Here is a 20,773-nt window from a genome sequence, read left to right as displayed (position 1 = left end):
GGCAGGCGTTGCGTCCGCCACGGAATGCCGCCATGTGTAGGGTCGTCGAACGCCATCCATTGAGAGAGCATTGCCTTGAGCGAAGAGCAGAAGAACGTCGCCGCGTCCGTGAAGTGGTTCAAGGCCGACAAGGGCTACGGGTTTGTCCGGTTCGCCGACGGCTCGGGCGAGGCCTTTCTCCATTCCTCCGTGCTCACGTCTCTGGGGGATGTGACCCTCGTCGAGGGGATGTCCGTCGTCTGCGACGTTGCCGAGGGGCAGAAGGGTCCGCAGGTGACCGCCATTCACTCCATCACCCCGGCGGCGGCCCAGGAGCCCAAGCCGCGGCCGCAGCGCGGCCGGCGCGGGCGCCCGCTGCCCGGAGAGGCCGGCGACGGCGCGCCCATGGCGGAGCCGGGGATGGCGCAGCCCGCCCCCCAACCGCGCGAGCCGCGCGAACCGCGTCAGCAGCGCCGCCAGCCCGAGCCGATGCGGGCGGCCTCCGATGAGCTGATGCTCGGTTCGGTGCGCTGGTACAATCTGGACAGCCAGTCCGGGATCATCGAGCCCGCCGACGGGGGCGAGAGCGTCTTCTTCGACCGCGTCACCCTGCGCCGGTCGGGGCTGGACATCGTGGCGGACGGCGAAGACGTGTGGTTCGCCGCGCGCGACACCCGCGACGGCTGGGTCGCCGAGCACGTCGAACTGGCCCCCACCACCAGCACGAACTGACCTCTTCCAAGAACGATGTGGAGCACGCCGCCGGATGACGGCGTGCTCCACATCAGCGCGCTACCGCGCCAGCCAGCCGCCGTCCACCGGCAGGATCGAGCCGTGGACGTAGTCGGCCGCGTCGGAGGCCAGGAACACCACCGGCCCGCCGAGATCGGCGGGAACGCTCCAGCGCCCGGCCGGGATGCGGCCGAGGATCTCGGCGCTGCGGCTCTCGTCGGCGCGCAGCGCCGCGGTGTTGTTGGTGGCGACGTAGCCCGGTGCGATGGCGTTGACGTTGATGCCCTTGCTCGCCCATTCGCACGCCAGCAGCTTGGTGATGCCGGCGACGCCGCTCTTGGACGCGGTGTAGGAGGGGACGCGGATGCCGCCCTGGAAGGACAGCATGGACGCGACGTTGACGATCTTGCCCTTGCGCCCGCCGCCGATGGCGTAGCGGCCGAACGCCTGGCACAGGAAGAAGACCGTCTTGATGTTGATGTTCATCACCAGGTCCCAGTCGGCCTCGGTGAAGTCCACCGCGTCGGCGCGCCGGATCAGCCCGGCGTTGTTGACCAGGATGTCGAGCTGGCCCAGCCGGCTCACCGTCTCCTCGACGATGCCCGCGACGGGGGCGATGGAGGTGAGGTCGGCCTTGATGCCGTGGAACCGCCGCCCGGCGGCCTCCACCAGCCCCCTGGTCTCATCGAGCGGCGCCACGTCCACCGCGGCGATGTCGGCGCCCGCCTTGGCGAGCGCCACCGCGATGCCCTGGCCGATGCCGGTGTTGGCGCCGGTGACCAGCGCCACCTTGCCGGAAAGGTCGAATGGGGTCGTCATTGTTCGGGTCTCCGCTCAGCGCAGGGTGGCCAGGGGCACCTGATCCATGTCGTCGAAGTCCTGGTTGTCGCCGCCCATGGCCCAGATGAAGGTGTAGTTGTGGGTGCCGACGCCGCTGTGGATCGACCAGGGCGGCGAGATCACCGCCTGCTCGTTGGCGACGACGATGTGCCGGGTTTCGGTCGGCTCGCCCATCAGGTGGAACAGCCGCGCGCTCTCCGGCAGGTCGAAGTAGAAATAGACCTCGCAGCGCCGGTCGTGCGTGTGGCACGGCATGCTGTTCCACGTGTTGTTCGGCTTCAGCATGGTCATGCCGAGCACGAGCTGCGCGGTCTTGCAGACATCCGGGTGGATCATCTGGAAGATGGTCCGCTCGTTGGACGTGGACGGATCGCCGAGATGGCGCTGTTTGGCCTGCGCGATCGAGATCTTCATGGTCTCGAAGCGCGCGTGGGCCGGCGTGCTGTTCAGGTAGAACTTCGCCGGCTGCTTGATGTCCAGGCTCTCGAACCGCACATCCTCGCAGCCCATGGCGACGTACAGCGCGTCGCGCGGGTCGAGTTGTTGAACGGCGCCGTCCACGGTGACGCGGCCCGGCCCGCCGACGTTGACGACGCCCAGCTCGCGCCGCGCCAGGAAGGTCGGAGAACCGATCTCCTTCGGCGCTTCGAGCGTCAGCGCCCCCTTCACCGGCATGGCGCCGCCGACCACGAAGCGGTCGATGTGGCTGTAGGTCAGGACGACGTCGTCGGCCTCGAACAGCGACGGGACGAGGAAATGGTCGCGCAGCGTCCGGGTGTCGAACCCGCGGACATGATCCGGGTGGGACGCATGGCGAACGGTGATCTTCATCGGGAATCCCTCATGTCGGGCTGGACGGAATTCGTCCCGGTGCACGCTGGCGCGGCCAGAATGGCTTTATTGTACTAGTATACTAATATGCATAGCAAGCGCTGCGGAGCCAACAATCCCGTTGGACCCACTGTCACACCTCTTTTGGGGATGGCCGTATCAGGCGCCCTGTTCCGCGGGATGCTGCAACTTGAGCCAGTCCCCGAACGCCTTGTCGTGCTTCATGATGTGGGTGACCAGCCAGGGCATCAGGAACGCCCCGAGCGCGCTGTAGAGGTCCTGCCCCTCGACGTCACGGAACATCATGTCGTGAATGGTGGCGGCGGCGGCAGAATGCGCCGCGGCGTGCTCCTGGATCTGCGGATAGCCGCTTTGCCGCATCCAGTCCTCCTCGTCGGAGAAGTGCACCTCGGCATAGCACACCAGTTCGGCCAGGATGGTCCGCAGCTCCGCATGGCTGGCGTTGCTGTTGCTGAACGCGTTGAGCCGGTTCACCAAGCCGATGAAGGTGCGGTGCTGGTCGTCGATCCTGGCGACGTCGATGGAGAGGGCGTCCGTCCATTCGATCATGAAGAGGCCCTTTCAGCCTTTGCTGGGAAGGGGAAGCTCTGCCGAAATGCCCGGCGGCTCCTTGAGCGGTGTCAATTCTTGCAGCGGTGAAATGCGCAGCTCATGGCCCCGACAGCAGGTCGCGGTTCGCATCGAACAGCGCGACAAGGTGCTCGGCCACGGCGCGGATGCGGGGCACGTCCTTCAAATCGCGGTGCAGGACGAGCCACGCTTCGCGAGGCGGCGGCGGTTCGGCGGCCGGTACGGAGAGCAGGTCCGGCTCCGCCGCCGCCAGCCAGCGCGGCAGCAGCGCCGTGCCGAACCCGGCCTTCGCCGCCGCCAGTTGGGCCTGCACGCTGTTGGACCGGAAGGCGATGCGCCGCCCCCGCGTGTGACCGGCGAACCAGACCGCCTCGGGCAGCTCGGCCAACGTCTCGTCAAAGGTGATGAACGCGTCGGGGGCGCCGGGTGCCGCGTAGAGGCCGTAGGCCAGCGTGGCGAGACGGCGGGTGATCAGCTCGCCGCGCTGCGGTCGGGCCTGCCGGATCGCCAGATCCGCCTCGCGCCGGGCGAGACTGAGCGCGCGGTTGTCGATCATGATCTCCAGGTCCAGCCCCGGATGGCGGGCGCGCAACGGGCCCAGCCGGGGCACCAGGAAGCTGTCGGCCAGCGCCTGCGTCATGGTCAGGCGGACGGTGCCGGTCAACCCGACCTCCCACCCGCCACGGCGCAGGATGGCGAGGGCGTGCTCGTCCATGCCGTCGGCGAGGGCGCGCACCGCCTCGCCCTCCGGCGTCAGGGCGTAGCCGTCCGGCCGGCGCTCCACCAGAGCGCGGCCGAGCGTGGCTTCCAGGGCGGCGATGCGGCGCCCGACCGTGGCGTGGCTGATCCGCAGTGTCCGCGCCGCCGCCGACAGGCTGCCGGCGCGGGCCAGTTCCAGGAAGACCCGGACGTCGTCCCAGTCGAGCCCGGCTGTTCGTTTTTGAACGGTCATTGGACGAAACTAGCAAATGGTCGAGCAAAATCAAACGGGGCAGAGTCCGCCCATCGCTTCCCCGTACCGGAGTTTCCCCAATGACCGAGCCCAAGTTCCTGCTGTCCCTGGCCGGCGCGCCGCTGACCCCCAGCCCCCTCGACAAATCCGTCCTCGTGCTGGTGGATGCCCAGCTCGAATACACCGAGGGCGGGCTGATCCTGTCCGGGATGGACGCCGCGGTCGCCGAGACGGCCCGGTTGCTGACGCTGGCGCGCGAGGCCGGCGTGCCGGTGTTCCACGTCGTGCACCACGGCAAGCCGGGCGGCCCCCTGTTCGACCCGGAAGGGCCGATGTCCGCGATCATCCCGGCGCTGGCGCCGCTGGACGGCGAGACAATCATCGTAAAGCATCTGCCCAACTCCTTCGCCGGCACCGACCTGCACACGCTGGCCCGCGATACCGGCCGGACGGAACTCATCGTCGCCGGCTTCATGACGCACATGTGCATCAGCACCACGGTGCGCGCCGCGCTCGATCTCGGCTGGCGGACGACGGTTGTGGCCGCCGCCGCCGCGACGCGCGCTCTGCCCGACCCGCTCGGCGGCATCGTTCCCGCCGAGGAGGTGCACCGCGCCAATCTCGCGGCGCTCGCCGACCGCTTCGCGGTGGTGGTCGCGGACAGCGGGGCCTGGGGGCGTTAACGGGGGCCTGATAGCCACAATGCCCTCCTGTTCGCGTTCGCGATTGGGGTGGTATGATCGGCGATGGCTGCGCGCATGTTCAGGCTGTACCCAGGCCCGCCGGAGGATGTGGTGCTTGAGGGGGCGTACCTCGCCCATGGGGTGCATGCGCTGGGCAGCGCCGCCACGCCGTTCGTCTACGCAAGCTTCGTCAGCAGCCTGGACGGCCGGATCGCTCTGCGGGACCCGGCCACCGGGACCAGCCATCTGCCGGCCGGGCTGACCGGTGCCAACGACTTCCGCCTGTTCCAGGAGTTGCAGGCGCAGGCCGATTGCCTGATCACGCACGGCGGCTATCTGCGCGACCTTGCGGCCGGCCGGCTGGACGATGTCCTGCAAGTGGGGCTGGGCGAGTCCGCCCGCGACCTCGCGCAATGGCGTGCCGGGAACGGCCTGCCGCCGCAGCCGGCCGTGGTCATCGCCAGTTCGAGCCTGGACTTCCCCATCCCGCGCTCGCTCGCGCTGAACGCCCAGCGCGTGCTCATCGCCACGGGGGCGGCGGCCCCGGCCGACAGGATCGCGAGGCTGCGCGGCGACGGCTATCCCGTCATCGTCGCCGGCCAGGGCGCGTCGGTGGAGGGGGCGCCGCTGGTGCGGGAGCTCGGCGGGCTCGGCTTCCGCAGCCTGTATCTGCTGGCCGGGCCGCGCATGCTGGAAACCATGCTGCGCGACGGCGTGCTGTCGCGGCTTTACCTCACCATCGCGCACCGCATCCTCGGCGGTAAAAGCTTTCACACCATGATGGCCGGTCCCGAGCTGGGGGGCGCTGGCCGGCTGCGGATGTCCCTATTGCATTACGATCCCCCGGCGCCGGACGGCGCCGGGCAGTGGTTCGCCCAATTCGAGCCGCTGCGGAACTGTGCGCCTGCCGCTCCGGTTTAACGAACGGAACCGGAGGGTGCCATGCCAACCGCGAACATCCATGATCCCGCGAGCGTCGAGGCGATCTATCCCAGGGCCGAGTTCGAGCGGGAGGCGCGGCTGAACGCGCAGGACAAGGTGACGGTCCAGCACGGCGTCACGATCCTCTCGACGCCGGACGGCAGCGGCACCTTCACCCTGGTGCGGGCGAGCCGCGATGTCGGCGAGACGGCGGACTCGCCCCATTCCATCTTCGTCGCTCCTTCCCTGGAGACGTCCGAATACGGTGCGTTCATCCAGAACGACACGGACTACGGCGGCCCCGTGAAACGGCGCGACGCGCCCAAGGACCCGGCCGATCCCTATCGGTCGTTCGTGGAGGAAATCCTCCAGGCCGCCCGATCCGCCCGCTTCCCGCCGGCCGCCCCCGCCGACCGTCTGAGGGGCTTCCACGGCGGGTGAGGGGCCGGTCACCGGACGGCCAGGACCGCCACCCCCGTGCCGATCATGGCGCCCGCCCACAGCAGATCGAAATTGACCCAGCCGCGCCGCAGGACACCCAGCCCGACGGTGTCGAAGACCACGATGGCGACGATGGCGATCATCGCCAGCATTGCCAGCATGTGCACCAGCACCACGGCGGCCCCGGCCGCCATCGACCCGAGCGCGGCGACCGTGCCCGTCATCGCCGCCCCCGGCCCGCACAGCGACAGCGCCATCATCTGCGCCGGCGCCAGCATGCCGAGCAGCAGCGGCAGGATCATCAGCCCCGCCCCGTGCGCCGACGCCATCAGAAAGGACCACAGGGTCAACCCGGCAAAGCCCGTGCGCATGCCGACCCGCACCCTGTGGCGGTAGCCGCGCACCAGCCGATAGACGCCGAAGCCGATCAGGACGGCGACCATGGCCGGCGTCAGGAGGTCCGGCGCCGCCACGAGGTGGAGCATCCCGAAGCCGGCGACCTCCATCAGGACCGACAGCGCGTGGCCCAGCGCGATGGGCGGCAGCGCCGCGACCACCGCTCCGCGCCGCCCCTCCTGAAGGCCCAAGGCCACGGCGAACAGCCACCCCATGGCCGGGTTCAGCCCGTGGAAGGCGCCCAGCGCGATCAGCGCCAGCCACTGCCCAGGATCACTCATGGCAATCAGTCATGGATAGCAGTAGGAGTCCGAGGACGCGTCGCCGCCTTCCAGCCGGATCTGGTGCCCGCGGAATCCATCCTCGAAGCGCAGGAAGAACCGCTCGTCGATGCCGAGCCCGCCGTCCGGGGTGGCGTCGAGCTTCACCATCCAGCTCTTGATGCCCTCGGGGTAGAACTGCTCGTCCCAGCTCCGGTACAGCGAGTTGGTGAAGTAGACGCGCTTGCCGTCGCGGCTGACCTCGACCATCTGCGGGCCGCCGTTGAGCGCTCCACCGTCGCCCGGATGCGGGCTGTGCCCGACGATCCCGCCCAGGCGGACGGAACCGGTCAGCTTGGGCTGGAACGGGTCGGACACGTCGTAGCGGCGCATCTCGCCGGTGCCCCAGCACGCCACGTACAGCCAGCGGTCATCGAGCGACAGGTCGATGTCGGTGACCAGCGGCGGCACCGCCTTGAAGCCCTTGAGCAGCGGCGGCAACTGGTCCGGCTCCGCCGGTTCGGCCGGAATGTCGATGATCTTGCGCATCGCCCACTGCCCGCCGTCGCGGTGCCACAGCCAGATCGACGAGGACAGGTCGGTCAGGTTGACGACGCAGTTCATGAAGCCGTGCGCTTTGGTCGGGTCGTGCGCCGGGCGCAGCTCCAGCGCCAGTTGGTATTCCGCTCCAAGGTCGATGGTCTGCGTGTGCCGGCGCTTCCGCAGATCCCAGAAATGGACGCAATGGCCGTACTTGGCGCCGAGCAGCAGGTCGGGGTTGAGCCCGCCCTCGATCATTTCCGGCGTGCCCCATTCGCTGGTGATCATCGTGTCCTGGCCGAGATGCCACCAGACATCGTAGGCCAGGAACTGCGGCCCGCGGTCGATCTCCCATTGGCCGAGCACGTCGAACGTTTCATGGTCCATGAGGAAGACGCCGCCCGGCCCGCCGCCACCGTCGCCGGTCCCGAGCGCGCTGACATAGATGCCTTCCGGCCCGCAGTGCATGGTGTGGGGCCGGGAATAATTGGCGCGTCTGGCCAGCTCCTCCGGTTCGATCACCTTGACGATCTTGGGTTTGGCGGGGTCGGGCTTGGTGTCCAGGATGTGGATGCGCGACGACCGCAGCCCCGGCACGATCAGATAGCGCCGCTCGACGTGCGGATGCGGGGCGTACGGGCACAGGGCGGAGCTGCACGCGTTCCAGCCGAAATGGTGCAGCTCGTCGCCGGCGTTGGGCATGTCCACACGGCCGAGAAGCCGGCCGTAGTTCGACGAGCCGGGATCGACGTCCACCACGCCCAGCGCGTCCGGGCGGGCCTGGGCCTCCACGTTCAGCATCGCCACATAGGCCAGCCGCTCGGGCGGGGCCTGCATCGCCATGCGGGGAGATGGATAGAAACTGGGGTCGGGGGTCCACGTCGCCATCGAATGTCCTCCCTGATCGTGGGCTCAGCCGCTGCTGGCCGGTGCACGCTGCCGGTAGGTGAAGGGGCGGTCGCCGGGTGCGGAATCCCGTGCGGCGATGGCGGCCATGGTCGGGTGGTCGGCGGCCAGTTCGCACACCGGGTCGATCGCCGCGGCATCCCCGGAAAGGGCCAGCGCCTGACACCGGCAGCCGCCCCAGTCGATCTCGCGCCGGTCGCACTCCCGGCAGGGCGACGGCATCCAGTCGGTGCCGCGGAAGCGCTCGAAGGCCGGGGAGTCGCGCCAGATGGCGCCGAGCGGACGGTCGTGCACCGTCTCGAAACTCAATCCGGGGATCGTCTCGGCGGCGTGGCAGGGCAGGATCTTGCCGGACGGCGTGATGTTGAGGAAGCGCCGGCCCCAGCCGCCCATGCACGCCTTCGGCCGGCGCGCGTAGTAGTCCGGCACCACGTAATCGACGACCAGCCGCCCCTTGAGGTCGGGAAGCCGCGCCCGGATCGTCGCGTCCATGCCGACGAGCTGGTCGTGCGTCGGCATCAGCGCCGCGCGGTTGACCAGCGCCCAGCCGTAATACTGGACGTTGGCGATCTCGATCCGCCCGGCGCCCAGATCGAGGGCGAGGTCGAAGAACTCGTCCACATGGTCGATGTTGTGCCGGTGCACCACGGCGTTGACGGTGAACGCCAGCCCCGCCTCGACCACGTCGCGGGCGGCGCGGCGCTTGCGCTCGAAGGCGCGGGGGAAGCCGGCGACGCGGTCGTTGGCCTCGGCGCGGGTGTCCTGAAAGCTGATCTGGACGTGTTGCAGCCCTGCCGCCTTCAGCCGGTCCAGCCGCGCCCGGTCGAGCGTGACGGCCGAGGTGATGAGGTTGGTGTACAGCCCGGCCCGCGTGGCGTGTTCCACCAGCGCCTCCAGGTCGGGGCGGGCGCAGGGTTCGCCGCCGGAAAAGTGGATCTGCAGAACGCCGAGGTCCGCCGCCTCGTCCAGAACCCGTTTCCAGGTGGCGGTGTCCAGTTCCCGGTCCCGCGGCTCCAGGGCCAGCGGGTTGGAGCAGTAGGGGCAGGCCAGCGGACAGCGGTGCGTCAGCTCGGCCAGGATGGCATAAGGCGGGTCGATGGCTGTCATTGTCGGGCGTACTCCGTCGCTTTCATCCCGTCCGGCACGAAGGCGCCCGGCGGGATGTGACCGGGAGCGACATAGGCGTGATGCAGCGCATCAAGCTGCGCCCACAGCACCTCCGTCTTGAAGCGCAGGGCGTCGAGGGCCTGTTGCTGCTGCTCCGGCGTGCGGGCGTTGTCGAGCACGTAGGCGAGGCCGAACGACACGTCGCGCGGCGCCTGATCCAGCCGCTTGCGGAAGTAGGAGAGTGTCGCGTCGTTGGCGAAGGCGTAGTACGCCTCGAACCCGTGGATGCGCTGCTCGTGGATGGCCGGGGCGAACAGTTCGGTCAGGGACGAGGCGATGGCCTCCAGCGTCGAGCGCGTGCCGACGAAGTTGACATAGGCATCCACGGCGAAGCGGGTGGCCGGCAGAATGCCGCGCAACGAGGTGACATAATCGCGGTCGAGGCCGAGGCCGTCGGTCAGGCGCAGCCAGCGCTCGATGCCGCCGGTTTTGGTGTCCTCGGAGGCGCCGTCCGCCCCCAGGCCGTCATGGTCGAGCACGCGGTGCAGCCACTCCCGGCGCAGGGCCGGGTCGGTGACGCGCGCCATCAGCGTCAGATCCTTGCGGGGGATCGAGACCTGATAATAGAAGCGGTTCAACGCCCAAGCCTGAACCTGCCCCTTGTTCAGCTTGCCGCCGTGCAGCAGCGTGTGGAAGGGGTGCAGGTCGTGGTACTGACGCGCGCCGATGGCATGGAGCGCGCTTTTGAACTCCTCACGGGACATCGGGTTGGATGAGTGGGGAGTGGATGAGTGGGGGCGGGTCATGGCGGCATCTCCACCCGCCGCCCGCGCGGGCGCGGCGGCAGCCTGTGCAGTTGCAAGTCCACTGCGGGAAAGCCGCCGCCGGCCGCGGAGCCGAACACGATGATCCTCATCGCGGCGGCTGCCTTGCCCTTTAAAGATCGGCGCAGGCGTACGCGTTGATTTCGTTGCCGACGGCGATCTCGATGACCTTCGGCTTGCGCCAGGTTTTCATGGTCCGCTTCCTCCTGATTGGTTTCGGCCGGCTGTCGATCCGGTCCAATAGGAAAGGGTACCGGCGTTGGCATGGTGCGACCACTATACTTACGAGGAGGGGTGTGGAAATTATGGGTGGTTCTTTGTGCAACGCAGAATAAGACGCCGGCGTACAGCAAATTTGGATTTAGAACAGTTATAGATACAACCGATTGGGAGCTTGCGGTTTATCAAATAGACCTAAAATTACTTTTAGTTTGCCGTGTTTTCTTTGTTGATGCGGTTGGTTGCGGAAATTTTGACTGCCCACTTTCTCGACTGCGCCAATGAGTTAACCCGGAAGGCATTTGCTCCTCCCAGGCACGGTTCCACAACGGTTTGCGCGCTTGCTCTTGCTGGCGATTTTGTATAGGATCGAAGTCCTGATTGGCGAGCCGCGTCCGCGCGGTGCCGGTCGAATGGAACACCCCCTGCACACTGTTCCATAGTGTTCCATAGTGTTCCATCCTAGTTGGCGCTCACCCGCTCCACCTTCGCGGCGCAGTGCTTGTACTCCGGGATCTTGCCGAAGGGATCGAGCTGCGGGTTGGTCAGCAGGTTCGCCGCCGCCTCGACGTAGCAGAACGGCATGAAGACCACGCCCTTTGGCACGGCCGGGTCGGCGCGGGCGGTCAGGATCACGTTTCCCCGGCGCGTCACGATCCGCACCCGCGCGCCGGGGGCGACGCCGAGCCGGTCCAGTTCGGCCGGCGCCAAAGTGGCGATGGGTTCGGGTTCCAGCGCGTCCAGCATCGTGGCGTGGCGGGTGATGGCGCCGGTGTGCCAATGCTCCAGAAGGCGGCCGGTGGTGAGGACGAAGGGGTACTCGGTGTCCGGTGGCTCGGCCGGGGGGACGATGCCCGCCGGCACCAGCCGGCCGCGCCCGTCCTCGGTCGGGAAGCGGTCGCCGAAGACGATCTCCTGGCCGGGGCGGTCCGGGGCGGCGCAGGGGTAGGTCACGCTGTCCTCGCGCTCCAGGCGCTCCCAGGTGATGTTGTCCAGCGACGGCATCGCCCGCGTCATCTCCGCGAAGACCTCGCGCGGATGGTCGTAGCGCCAGTCCAGGCCGAGGCGTTTGGCCAGCTCGACGATGATCCACAGATCCTGCCGCGCCTCGCCGGGCAGCGGCAGCGCCGGGCGGCCGATCTGCACCTGACGGTTGGTGTTGGTCACCGTGCCGGCCTTCTCGGGCCACGCCGAGGCGGGCAGCACCACATCGGCGTAGCGCGCGGTTTCCGTCAGGAAGATGTCCTGGACGACGAGGTGCTCCAGGTGCGCCAGCGCCGCGCGGGCGTGGTTCAGGTCCGGGTCGGACATGGCCGGGTTCTCGCCCATCACGTACATGCCGCGGATGCGGTCGCCGTGGATGGCGTCCATGATCTCCACCACGGTCAGGCCGCGGTTCGGGTCGAGCGGGGCGCCCCACAGCTCCTCGAAGAAGCGCCGCGTCTCGTTGTCCTCCACCGGGCGGTAGTCCGGCAGGACCATCGGGATCAGCCCGGCGTCGGAGGCGCCCTGCACGTTGTTCTGCCCGCGCAGCGGGTGCAGCCCGGTGCCCGGCCGGCCGACCTGACCCGTGATCAGCGCCAGCGCGATCAGGCAGCGGGCGTTGTCGGTACCGTGCGTGTGCTGGGAGATCCCCATGCCCCAGAAGATGATCGACGCCCCCGAGCGCGCGTAGAGCCGCGCCACCGTGCGCAGGGTGGCGGCGTCGATGCCGCAGATCTCGGCCATCCGCTCGGGCGGGAATTGGCGGACGTGGGCGGCCAGCGCCTCGAAATTGTCGGTGTGGGCGGCGACGTACTGACGGTCGTACAGTCCCTCCTCGACGATCACGTTCAAGAGCGCGTTCAGCAGCGCGACGTCGGTGCCGACCTTGAATTGCAGCATGTGCGTGGCGTAGCGCTTCAACGCCTGCCCGCGCGGGTCCATGACGATGAGCTTGGTGCCGCGCCGCGCCGCCTGCTTGAAGAAGGTCGCAGCGACGGGGTGGTTCTCGGTGGGGTTGGCGCCGATCACCACGATCACCTCGGCGTCCTCGGCCGCCATGAACGGCGCGGTGACCGCGCCCGAGCCGATGCCCTCGATCAGCGCCGCCACCGAGGAGGCGTGGCACAGCCGGGTGCAATGATCGACGTTGTTGGTGCCGAAGCCGGTGCGCACCAGCTTCTGGAACAGGTACGCCTCTTCGTTCGAGCCCTTGGCCGAGCCGAAGCCGGCCAGCGCGTTGCCGCCGTGCGTGTCGCGGATGGAGCGCAAGCCGGCCGCCGCGCGGTCCAGCGCCTCCTCCCAGGTGGCGGGGCGGAAATGGGTCCAGGGGTTGGCGGGGTCCACGTCGATGGTCTTCGGCGCACCGTCCTTGCGGATCAGCGGCTGGGTCAGCCGGCGCTGATGGTGCACATAGTCGAAGCCGAAACGGCCTTTGACGCACAGCCGGTTGCGGTTGGACGGCCCGTCGCGGCCGTCCACCGCGACGATGCGGTCGTCCTTGACGCGGTAGGTGATCTGGCACCCCACCCCGCAGTACGGGCAGACGCTGTCCACCGCCTTGTCCGGCACCACGGCGCGCACGCCGGCCTCGTCCACCAGACTGGCGGGCATCAGCGCGCCGGTCGGGCAGGCCTGCACGCACTCGCCGCAGGCCACGCAGGTGCTGCCGCCCATCGGGTCGGCCATGTCGAAGACGATGCTCTCGGTCGGGCCGCGCCACGCCATGCCGATGACGTCGTTCGCCTGCACCTCGCGGCAGGCGCGGACGCACAGCGTGCACTGGATGCAGGCGTCGAGCCGCACGCTCATGGCGGGGTGCGAGCGGTCCGGGCCGGGCTGCTCGGGGCTGCGCGGGAACAGGCCGCCCACCACGCCGACCCGGTCGGCCCAGCGCTGAAACGCGGAATCCGGGTCGGGGGAGGCGGTGCGCTCGGGCTGGTCCACCATCAGCAGCTCGAACACCAGCCGGCGCGACTCCTGCGCCCGCTCGCTGGCGACCTGGACCTTCATGCCCGGCGTGGGGCGGCGGATGCAGGAGGCGGCGAGCACGCGCTCGCCCTCGATCTCGACCATGCAGGCGCGGCAGTTGCCGTCGGCGCGGTAGCCGGGAGCGTTGGCGTGGCAGAGGTGGGGGATCTCCACGCCCAAGCGGTGCGCCACCTGCCAGATGGTTTCGCCCGGCTGGGCCTCGACCTCGGCACCGTCGAGCTGGAACCGGATGCTCATGACAATTCCTCCGGGAAGTGTCGCAGGATGGAGCGCACGGGGTTCATCGCCGCCTGGCCCAGGCCGCAGATCGAGGCGTCGACCATCACCCGCGTCAGCGCGTCGAACGCCGCGCGGTTCGCCGGGTCGTTCTCCAACAGGAGGACGGCCTTCTCCGTCCCGACCCGGCAGGGCGTGCACTGTCCGCAGCTCTCGTTGCGGAAGAAGCGCAGCAGGTTGAGCGCCACCTGACGGAGGTCGTCCTTGTCCGACAGCACGATCACCGCCGCCGAGCCGATGAAGCAGCCGTGCGGCTCCAGCGCGCCGAAATCGAGCGGCAGATCGGCCATGGACGCCGGCAGCAGCCCGCCCGACGCGCCGCCCGGCAGGTACGCCTTGAAGGTGTGGCCGTCCGCCATGCCGCCGCAGAACTCGTCGATCAACTCCCGCACCGTGATGCCGGCGGGGGCGACCTTGGGGCCGGGCAGGCGGACGCGGCCGGAGACGGAGTAGGTGCGCAGGCCCTGGCCGCCGTTGCGCCCCTGGGCGCTCCACCACTCGGCCCCGCGTTCCAGGATGTCGACCACCCAGAACAGCGTCTCGATGTTGTTGATCAGCGTCGGCCGCCCGAACAGGCCGACCTGCGCCGGGAACGGCGGCTTGTGGCGGGGCAGGGGGCGCTTGCCCTCGATGCTCTCAAGCATCGAGGATTCCTCCCCGCAGATGTAGGCCCCGGCGCCGCGGTGCACCACGATGTAACCTGGAGGGGCCAGCCCGGCGGATTCCAGCGCCGCGATCTCCTCCAGCAGGATGATGCGCGCCTGGGGGTACTCGTCGCGCAGGTAGAGGTGGATCTCCGCCGCCTCGATCATCCACGCGGCGACCAGCATGCCTTCGAGGAAGCGGTTCGGGTCGGTCTCAAGGTAATGGCGGTCCTTGAAGGTGCCCGGCTCGCCCTCGTCGGCGTTCACCACCAGATAGCGCGGGGCCGGCTCGGCGCGCACCAGCTTCCACTTGCGGCCGGTGGGAAAGCCGGCGCCGCCCATGCCGCGCAGGGTCGAATGCTCCAGCGCCGCGAGGATGTCGTCCGGCGTCCGCTGCCCGGACAGGCAGGCGGTCAGCAGCGCGTATCCGCCCTGCGCCCGATAGTCGGCGAACCGCCGCGGCGTGGGGACGCGGCCCCGGTAAGTGCCGTTCAGCGCGGCGAGCGCGGTGTCCGCGTCCGCCGGCTCGATGGGCGTGTGGTTGGCGGTCGCCGAGGGCGCCCGGTCGCAGCCGCCCATGCACGGCGCCCGCACGATCCGGGTGTCGGGGCCGAGCCGTGCGGCGAGGTCGCGCATGAGGTCCTCGGCGCCCGCCATCGAACAGGCAATGCCGTCGCACACGTGGATGGTCAGCGGCGGCGGGGGCGCATCGCCCTCATGGACAAGGTCGAAGTGGGCGTAGAAGGACGCGACCTCGAACACCTCGGTCTGCGCCAGACGCATGTCCAGCGCCAGCGCCGCCAAATGGCGGGTGTGCAGGCAGCCGTAGCGGTCCTGAATCCGGTGCAGGAAACCCAGCAGCTTGTCGCGGCGCCGCGGTGCGTCTCCCAACAGGGCGCGCACCTCGTCCAGCGCCGCCGGCTCGACCTGCCGGCCCTTCGGCTGCGCCGCCGAACGGCGCCGGCTTGTTGGCGCCCCTTCCACTTCCGGCATGGTTTCGACCTCCTTGGTCCGTCGTTTTTATTCCCCAAAAGGGTGCTTGAGTGTGTTCGCCAAAGCGCCGCAGGATGATCGTCGCCTGCGGTGAAGCGGTTTGGAGCAGCCCCATGGCCAAGCACACTGCCCTGTTCGCGTTCCTCCTCCTGATCGGCGCCGGCGCGGCGCGGGCCGAGGACGGCTATCCGACTCAAGCGCGCGTCGATTACGTCCTCGGCTGCATGGTCGCCAACGGCCAGACCCAGGAGGTCATGCGCAAATGCTCGTGCAGCATCGACGAGATTGCCGCGCGATTCCCGTACGACAAGTACGTCGCCATCGAGACCGCCCGCGCCATGCAGGACATGCCGGGCGAACGCGCCGCCCTCGTGCGTGGGACCGGGTGGGTCAAGGACCTGCAAGATGAGTTCCGGCAGATCCAGGTCGCCGCCGACCTGAAGTGCTTCTGACCCCGTCTCATGACCCGGACGCTCATGAGCCTGACGTGGCGCGGATCGGCCAGCTTTCCTTGAAGACGCGCCCCTTGGAATCCTCCGCCGTCACCTCCAGCGTGCCGGTCTTCTCCGGCACCAGCGAGAAGTGGATGCTGGGGTCCTCGCTCATCGAGATGTCGGTCTCGGCGTCCAGAACCGGCGCCCCGTTGTAGCGCACGGCGATGCTCTTCACGTAGTCGGCGGGGATGTAGTAGCGGTTGATCTGGTCGTACTGCATTCCTGTGTAGTTGGGATGGCTGATCAGCAGTTGCGCGGTCATCGGTTGCCCGGCAACGATGGCTTCCGGCAGGTTCAGCTTCATCTTGCCCAGACGGCCGGCAGCCGCCTCGGCGTTCTTCATCGCCGGGGCCGAGCAGCCGCCCGACGCCTTGACGAACCGCGTGGTCTTGAGCAGCCGGCCGTCGCTCGTCTCGGCGACGGCGGTGATGTTGGTGTAGGCATCGACCCGAAGCCGCGTGTCGATGGCGTGCGGGCCTCCGTCGGGGAAGCGGAAGATCGCCGCCCGCGGAATCGGGTTGTTGTCGACGATGAGGTGAATCGTGTTCACCTGGATGTCCGGGCCGGGCGACGTGGCGAGCCGGATCGGCACCAGCGCCGCGTCCTGGGCGCGCGTCGGCGCCTCGATGCTGATCAGCGCTCCGGCGTCCTCGACGGTCTTTCCGTTGAAGTACATGTCGTGCACCACCTCCCAGCGGGTGTCCTCGTTCGGCCCCGCCAGGGCGCCGCCGCTGTGGAGGAGGAGAGCCAACCCCAGTGCCATGCCGGCGATCCCGGTTGCGTGCTGCGTCCTCATCGCGTCCTCCCTGCTCATTCCCATTCCAACTCGGCGAAGGCCGCCGTCACGTTGCGCGGGTGATAGGCATCGAATAATTGCCAGCGTGTCCGTTCGTCGGGGGCGACCTCGGCAACGGCCCGCTGGATGGTGCCGCCGGCCTTCTGGATGGCGCGGACCTCGGTGACGATCCGCTCCAGGTAGTGGCGCAGCTCCGCCGCCGCCGCGGGCCAGGGCGCCGATGCCGGCCCGTGGCCGGGAACCGCGCGCGCCGCGGGCACGGACGACAACGCCGTCAACACCTCCAGCCAGCCGAGCACGCTGCCGTCGATGGCCGGGGCGCGCTCCATGAACACCAGATCTCCGGTCCACAGGGTCGCGGTCTGCCGGTCGAACACCGTGAGGTCGTTGTCCGTGTGACCCGGCGGGTGTGCGACCAGTTCCAGCACCCGCTGGCCGAGGTCGATCTCCAGACGGTCGGACACGGTGAGCGTCGGCGGCACGACCTCCACGGCGCCGACAGCCTCTTCGAACGCGCGCCGGTAATGGTCGTTGCGCGCCATCAGGGCCGGCGGAAGGTTGCGGTGCCCCACGAAGGCCGCTCCATCCGCCACGAACGCACCATTGCCGAACACGTGGTCGGGGTGCATGTGGGTGTTGATGACGTAGCGGATCGGCCGGTCCGTCAGCATGCGGACGGCCTCGCGCAGGCGCCGGCCGATGGCTGGTCCGCCGCCGGTGTCGATCACCGCGACCGCTTCGCGGCCGACGATGAATCCGCAATTGGCGATGTCGCCCTGGTTCGCCGAATCCGTCTCCTCATACCGTCCGACATGCACGAAGACACCGGGTGCCACTTCCTCGACGGACAAAGCATCGGCCAGCGCCGGTGCTGTCCATGATGGTCCAACGCCGACCGCAATCGTGAAAATCCAAAACCAAGTGCGCACGCCTGCCAAGGCTGTTCCCGGCCTTTTCATTGCTCGATCAAGGATATGTCCGTCTTCAACAGGGGAGCAATGCGCCGAAGGTAGTTCTGCGCCGCAGCATATCATCCGCGCACGGCCAGCCAGCCGACGCTGACGGCCGGCGCAAACCAGCCGACGCGTTCTCGAAGCTCCGCGGCCACGGGCAAGTGCGCCTCGAAGTCGCGGTAGGGCAGGCATTGCCGCTCGGCCAGACGGCGGACCAGGAATCGGCCGACCCCAGCCCCGACCAGCGCCGCGTCCTCCGCGAAGGGAACCCGCGACAGCACCTGATCGAGGGCGTCCTCGATCTGCCGAAGCTGACGCTCCGCCAGATGGCGGGCGAGCCGATGCGCGGCGGGGAGGGTGTCCGGCCCGAGATCCTCGCCCACCATCCGCAGCAGGCGCCGGGCGCTGGCCGTGGTGTCCCGGTCGCGCCCGTCCGCCGTGGGGTGCTGGTCGGCGTCTTCCGGCAGCGTTCCGGTCAGGCGGTGCACGTCGGCCATGGTGGCGAACAGCTCCGCCATCAGCGCGCGCCGGTGGCCGGCGAAGGGAACCGCGCCGGCCACCGCCATGACCGGCGTGCGCACGACGCCGGTGTAGACCAACTCGCCGCTGTCCAGGCGCTCGGCATCGGTGTAGCCGGCCTGCCGTGGGCCGCCGTTCGCCAGGGGGACGATGTCGGTGGTGGTGCTGCCGATGTCGAGCAGGATGCCGTCGCCGGCCATGGCGGCCACCAGCGCGGTCGCGTACCAGTTGGCCGAGGCCGCCGCGTCGCTGTGCTCCGGCACGGCACCGGCCGGGATCAGGCCAAGCGGCCCGGCGAAGACCTCCAGATCCGCGGTGGGCAGGGCGGCGCGCGTGGTGTCGACGATGCTCCGCACGCCGTCCGCGCGGTCGTCGAAGAGATCGGTCAGTTCGCCGGTCATGGTCGCAACGGCCCGCGTCCGCGTGCCCCAGCGGGAGAGGACGGCCGACAGCGCCGCCTCCAGCCGGTCGAGCCCCTGCCAGAGCGCGCACGGCTCCTGAACGAGATCCCGCAAGGTTCCGGCTTCGTCGAACAGAGCGGCTTTCAGATGGGCGCCGCCGATGTCCAGGGCGATCAGACCGCCGCTTTCCATGCCGAATCCTCCAGGTGAAGCGCTACCGGCCCGACCCGGTCCACGGGTGCGGGCGGTTTGCGCGGCAGATCCAGCACCGCCGCTGCGACGTTCATCCCGGTGGCGCGCCGCACACCGACATAGGAGGTGGTGAGGCGCGGGTTGACCTCCAGAACCACAGGCCCACCGGCGGTCGCGATGAAATCCACGCCGACGTATCCGAACAGCCCCGGTATGGCCCTCGCGACGTCCTGGGCAAGGGCGGACAACTCGGGCGAGGCCGCCCGGTCGCCGACGACGCCCCCGCGATAGACGAAGGTCGAGCCGTCCAACGCAACGTCCTGGCGGTTCACCGTCAGCAGCCACGCCCGACCGTCGCGGCACAGCATCGACAGGCTGGCGGGGGCACCCGCGACGAAGGGCTGGACGACGAAGCCGCTGCGGTCCGCCGCGGCCCGCCACCGCGCCCACTCCCCACGGTCGCGCAGCAATCCCGTGTCCACGCAGCCCGCTCCGTCGTCGGGTTTGACGACCCAGGGGCCGTCGCCCGGCGGATCGCCCCCGACAGGCCAGACCGGCACGACCGGCACCCCCGCCGCGGCAAGGGCGGCGGCCGTCGCCGCCTTGCTTGCCGTGAGGCGCACCGCGTCGGCACGGCTGTTGAGCAGGCGGCAGCCGGCGGATTGGACCAAACGGCTGAGCCGTTCAAGCGCCCCCCCGGTTTCCGGGGCGATCGGCCACACGGCATCCACCGTCCGGGTGAGATCCTCCCAAAGAGCCCAGGACTCCTGCGGGTCCGTGACCGCTATGCTGTGGACGCGCTGCGTGAGCGGCGCCAAGCGGGCATCGCGGGTGACCAGCAATTCCACGCCCGGCACCTCCAGCAAATCGTCCACCAGGGCGCGCAGCATCAGGTCGCCTTCGTGGGCGAGGCCGGCGGGGATGGGCCGGTCCGGCGGCATACCGCCGCCCGTCACGAATTCGCAGACCAGGATACGCATGCCGTGCTCCCCATGCCGTGTTCAGGAGGTAGGGATGTTCCAGGTCATACCCGTGCTCGACCTTCGCGACGGCGGCGTGGTCCATGCCCGCCGCGGGGACCGCGGCCGGTACCCTCCGCTGCGCTCGTCGCTGTGCATCGGCAACGAGCCGGTGGCGGTGGTTCGCGGCATCCTCGGCCTGTTTCCGTTTCGGACCATCTATGTGGCCGACCTCGACGCCATCGAGGGGACGGGGGACAACCGGGCCGCCTTGTTCCGGCTGAAGGAGGCCTTCCCGGAGGTCGGCTTGTGGGTGGACGCCGGCTTTCGGGAAGCGGAGCCGGTCCGCGATTTCGTGGCGCTGGGCATCGGCGACGCGGTGCTCGGCAGCGAGAGCCTTGCCGGGGGCGAGCCACTGGAAGCGTTGAAGGCGGAGCCCGCGTGGCGGCACATCGTCCTGTCGCTCGATTTTCGCGACCGCTTCGTTGGGCCGCCCGATCTCCTGCGCCGCACCGACCTCTGGCCGCAACGGATCATCGTCATGACGCTCGCCCGTGTCGGGGCCGGCGAAGGGCCGGACCGGAGCCGTCTGGCCGAGGTGCGCCACGCCATGCCGCGGGCCGATCTGTTCGCCGCCGGTGGCGTGCGCGACGGCGGCGACCTCAAGGACCTTGCAGCGCACGGCAGCGCCGGTGCCCTGGTGGCAACGGCGCTGCACGACGGCCGGATCGGCCGTGCGGATCTGGAAACCCTGATCCGCTGACGCTCCCCTCACGCGGCACCCTTATGCGGCGAAGGGGTGTTTGACCTTGTCCTTCTGGCTCATCAGATCCTGGGCCGTCGGATAGCCGCTGACCGCGCGTTCGATGGATTCCTTGGTGGCGCGGTAGTTGTATTCCTGGATCTTGGCGTTGTCCTTGGCTTCCCAATGAATGAAAACACCGACGCAGATGAAGATGTTGTCCACTTCTTCCTGCGGAATGGTGCCTTCCGCCACGCAGTCGGCAACCGCCTTGGCCACCGCGTGCTGGGCGGGGCCGAACATCTGCACCGCCTGCTCGGCGCCCTTGATGGTGACCTTGTTGAACAGAATGGTGGACGGCTTGCATTGCAGGTTGGGCGCGACCACGGCCAGGAGGGACGTGAAGCCGTCCTTGTTGTTGGTCAACGCGTTGCAGAACGCGGTTTCCACGGCGCTGCCGCGCGGTCCCATGATCAGATCGATGTGCGCGACCTCGTTGCCCTCACCGACCAACGATTCGCCGACGAGCACACGGTTGATCTTTGTGGATGATCCTCCCCACATGGCCATGACCGGTCTCCCTTTCTTTGCTGCGTTGCTTCTGGATCG

At 69.1% G+C, this 20,773-nt stretch carries 22 protein-coding genes; 6 read left to right on the top strand and 16 right to left on the bottom strand.

The genetic code is table 11. The features are described from left to right. Nucleotides 1-75 precede the first annotated feature (75 nt). Nucleotides 76-711 (top strand): cold-shock protein, encoded by a 636-nt coding sequence (locus ACSVDD_RS04125; RefSeq protein WP_448188012.1) that lies wholly within the window; start codon nucleotides 76-78, stop codon nucleotides 709-711. A gap of 60 nt (nucleotides 712-771) precedes the next feature. Here ACSVDD_RS04125 and kduD read toward each other — a convergent pair whose 3' ends face one another. The 4 genes from kduD to ACSVDD_RS04105 all read right to left on the bottom strand — a co-directional run bounded on the left by kduD (nucleotide 772) and on the right by ACSVDD_RS04105 (nucleotide 3,925). Further along, nucleotides 772-1,530 carry a 2-dehydro-3-deoxy-D-gluconate 5-dehydrogenase KduD gene (gene kduD, locus ACSVDD_RS04120; RefSeq protein WP_448188011.1) on the bottom strand — a complete coding sequence of 253 codons (759 nt, stop codon included), beginning with the start codon at nucleotides 1,528-1,530 and terminating at the stop codon, nucleotides 772-774. A gap of 15 nt (nucleotides 1,531-1,545) precedes the next feature. Next, a complete protein-coding gene (gene kduI / locus ACSVDD_RS04115; RefSeq protein ID WP_448188010.1) occupies nucleotides 1,546-2,382 on the bottom strand; it encodes a 5-dehydro-4-deoxy-D-glucuronate isomerase in 837 nt (278 codons plus the stop codon). 159 nt (nucleotides 2,383-2,541) lie between these two features. Continuing rightward, entirely contained in the window at nucleotides 2,542-2,952 is a 411-nt protein-coding gene (locus ACSVDD_RS04110; protein ID WP_448188009.1) for a bacteriohemerythrin, read from the bottom strand. 100 nt (nucleotides 2,953-3,052) lie between these two features. Next, a complete protein-coding gene (locus ACSVDD_RS04105) occupies nucleotides 3,053-3,925 on the bottom strand; it encodes a LysR family transcriptional regulator (protein ID WP_448188008.1) in 873 nt (290 codons plus the stop codon). An 80-nt stretch (nucleotides 3,926-4,005) separates the two neighbouring features. Between ACSVDD_RS04105 and ACSVDD_RS04100 the strand changes: the two genes are divergently transcribed. The 3 genes from ACSVDD_RS04100 to ACSVDD_RS04090 all read left to right on the top strand — a co-directional run bounded on the left by ACSVDD_RS04100 (nucleotide 4,006) and on the right by ACSVDD_RS04090 (nucleotide 5,970). Further along, a complete protein-coding gene (locus ACSVDD_RS04100; RefSeq protein ID WP_448188007.1) occupies nucleotides 4,006-4,608 on the top strand; it encodes a cysteine hydrolase family protein in 603 nt (200 codons plus the stop codon). Between the two features lie 75 nt (nucleotides 4,609-4,683). Beyond that, nucleotides 4,684-5,529, top strand: coding sequence for a RibD family protein (locus ACSVDD_RS04095; RefSeq protein WP_448188006.1), 846 nt, complete (start codon nucleotides 4,684-4,686; stop codon nucleotides 5,527-5,529). A gap of 21 nt (nucleotides 5,530-5,550) precedes the next feature. After that, nucleotides 5,551-5,970 (top strand): hypothetical protein, encoded by a 420-nt coding sequence (locus ACSVDD_RS04090; protein WP_448188005.1) that lies wholly within the window; start codon nucleotides 5,551-5,553, stop codon nucleotides 5,968-5,970. Nucleotides 5,971-5,978: 8 nt separating this feature from the next. Here ACSVDD_RS04090 and ACSVDD_RS04085 read toward each other — a convergent pair whose 3' ends face one another. From ACSVDD_RS04085 to ACSVDD_RS04055, 7 genes are all read right to left on the bottom strand, one after another. Beyond that, nucleotides 5,979-6,647 (bottom strand): hypothetical protein, encoded by a 669-nt coding sequence (locus tag ACSVDD_RS04085; protein ID WP_448188004.1) that lies wholly within the window; start codon nucleotides 6,645-6,647, stop codon nucleotides 5,979-5,981. Between the two features lie 9 nt (nucleotides 6,648-6,656). Further along, the gene (locus ACSVDD_RS04080) at nucleotides 6,657-8,054 is read right to left on the bottom strand and encodes a selenium-binding protein SBP56-related protein (RefSeq protein ID WP_448188003.1); all 1,398 of its coding nucleotides are present in this window, start codon (nucleotides 8,052-8,054) and stop codon (nucleotides 6,657-6,659) included. A gap of 24 nt (nucleotides 8,055-8,078) precedes the next feature. Next, complete coding sequence (gene pqqE, locus ACSVDD_RS04075) at nucleotides 8,079-9,179, bottom strand: pyrroloquinoline quinone biosynthesis protein PqqE (RefSeq protein WP_448188002.1); 1,101 nt, start codon at nucleotides 9,177-9,179, stop codon at nucleotides 8,079-8,081. Then, the gene (gene pqqC, locus ACSVDD_RS04070) at nucleotides 9,176-9,985 is read right to left on the bottom strand and encodes a pyrroloquinoline-quinone synthase PqqC (protein WP_448188001.1); all 810 of its coding nucleotides are present in this window, start codon (nucleotides 9,983-9,985) and stop codon (nucleotides 9,176-9,178) included. The genes pqqE and pqqC overlap by 4 nt, the downstream gene beginning before the upstream one ends. Nucleotides 9,986-10,115: 130 nt before the next feature. After that, complete coding sequence (pqqA, locus tag ACSVDD_RS04065; RefSeq protein ID WP_448188508.1) at nucleotides 10,116-10,196, bottom strand: pyrroloquinoline quinone precursor peptide PqqA; 81 nt, start codon at nucleotides 10,194-10,196, stop codon at nucleotides 10,116-10,118. Nucleotides 10,197-10,684: 488 nt separating this feature from the next. Beyond that, nucleotides 10,685-13,432, bottom strand: coding sequence for a formate dehydrogenase subunit alpha (gene fdhF / locus ACSVDD_RS04060; protein ID WP_448188000.1), 2,748 nt, complete (start codon nucleotides 13,430-13,432; stop codon nucleotides 10,685-10,687). Continuing rightward, the gene (locus ACSVDD_RS04055; RefSeq protein WP_448187999.1) at nucleotides 13,429-15,108 is read right to left on the bottom strand and encodes an NADH-ubiquinone oxidoreductase-F iron-sulfur binding region domain-containing protein; all 1,680 of its coding nucleotides are present in this window, start codon (nucleotides 15,106-15,108) and stop codon (nucleotides 13,429-13,431) included. The genes fdhF and ACSVDD_RS04055 overlap by 4 nt, the downstream gene beginning before the upstream one ends. A 113-nt stretch (nucleotides 15,109-15,221) precedes the next feature. On the opposite strand from ACSVDD_RS04055, the gene ACSVDD_RS04050 reads away from it, so the two are divergent. Further along, nucleotides 15,222-15,560: a hypothetical protein gene (locus tag ACSVDD_RS04050; protein WP_448187998.1), complete on the top strand. Its 339-nt coding sequence runs from the start codon at nucleotides 15,222-15,224 to the stop codon at nucleotides 15,558-15,560. Between the two features lie 22 nt (nucleotides 15,561-15,582). On the opposite strand, the gene ACSVDD_RS04045 is transcribed toward ACSVDD_RS04050, so the two are convergent. The 4 genes from ACSVDD_RS04045 to ACSVDD_RS04030 all read right to left on the bottom strand — a co-directional run bounded on the left by ACSVDD_RS04045 (nucleotide 15,583) and on the right by ACSVDD_RS04030 (nucleotide 19,443). Further along, nucleotides 15,583-16,398 (bottom strand): quinoprotein dehydrogenase-associated SoxYZ-like carrier, encoded by an 816-nt coding sequence (locus tag ACSVDD_RS04045; protein ID WP_448187997.1) that lies wholly within the window; start codon nucleotides 16,396-16,398, stop codon nucleotides 15,583-15,585. Between the two features lie 14 nt (nucleotides 16,399-16,412). Continuing rightward, nucleotides 16,413-17,249, bottom strand: a complete 837-nt coding sequence (locus ACSVDD_RS04040; protein WP_448187996.1) for a quinoprotein relay system zinc metallohydrolase 2 — start codon at nucleotides 17,247-17,249, stop codon at nucleotides 16,413-16,415. Between the two features lie 179 nt (nucleotides 17,250-17,428). Further along, a complete protein-coding gene (locus tag ACSVDD_RS04035; RefSeq protein ID WP_448187995.1) occupies nucleotides 17,429-18,463 on the bottom strand; it encodes a hydantoinase/oxoprolinase family protein in 1,035 nt (344 codons plus the stop codon). Further along, complete coding sequence (locus ACSVDD_RS04030) at nucleotides 18,445-19,443, bottom strand: ATP-grasp domain-containing protein (protein ID WP_448187994.1); 999 nt, start codon at nucleotides 19,441-19,443, stop codon at nucleotides 18,445-18,447. The genes ACSVDD_RS04035 and ACSVDD_RS04030 overlap by 19 nt, the downstream gene beginning before the upstream one ends. A gap of 34 nt (nucleotides 19,444-19,477) precedes the next feature. On the opposite strand from ACSVDD_RS04030, the gene ACSVDD_RS04025 reads away from it, so the two are divergent. Continuing rightward, entirely contained in the window at nucleotides 19,478-20,185 is a 708-nt protein-coding gene (locus tag ACSVDD_RS04025) for a HisA/HisF-related TIM barrel protein (protein WP_448187993.1), read from the top strand. Nucleotides 20,186-20,206: 21 nt separating this feature from the next. Here the strand turns inward: ACSVDD_RS04025 and fae are convergent, their stop codons facing one another. Further along, nucleotides 20,207-20,734, bottom strand: a complete 528-nt coding sequence (gene fae / locus ACSVDD_RS04020) for a formaldehyde-activating enzyme (RefSeq protein WP_448187992.1) — start codon at nucleotides 20,732-20,734, stop codon at nucleotides 20,207-20,209. Nucleotides 20,735-20,773 lie beyond the last annotated feature (39 nt).

The sequence above is a fragment of the Azospirillum terrae genome, assembly GCF_053470425.1.
This window is presented reverse-complemented; position numbering and strand designations above follow the sequence as displayed.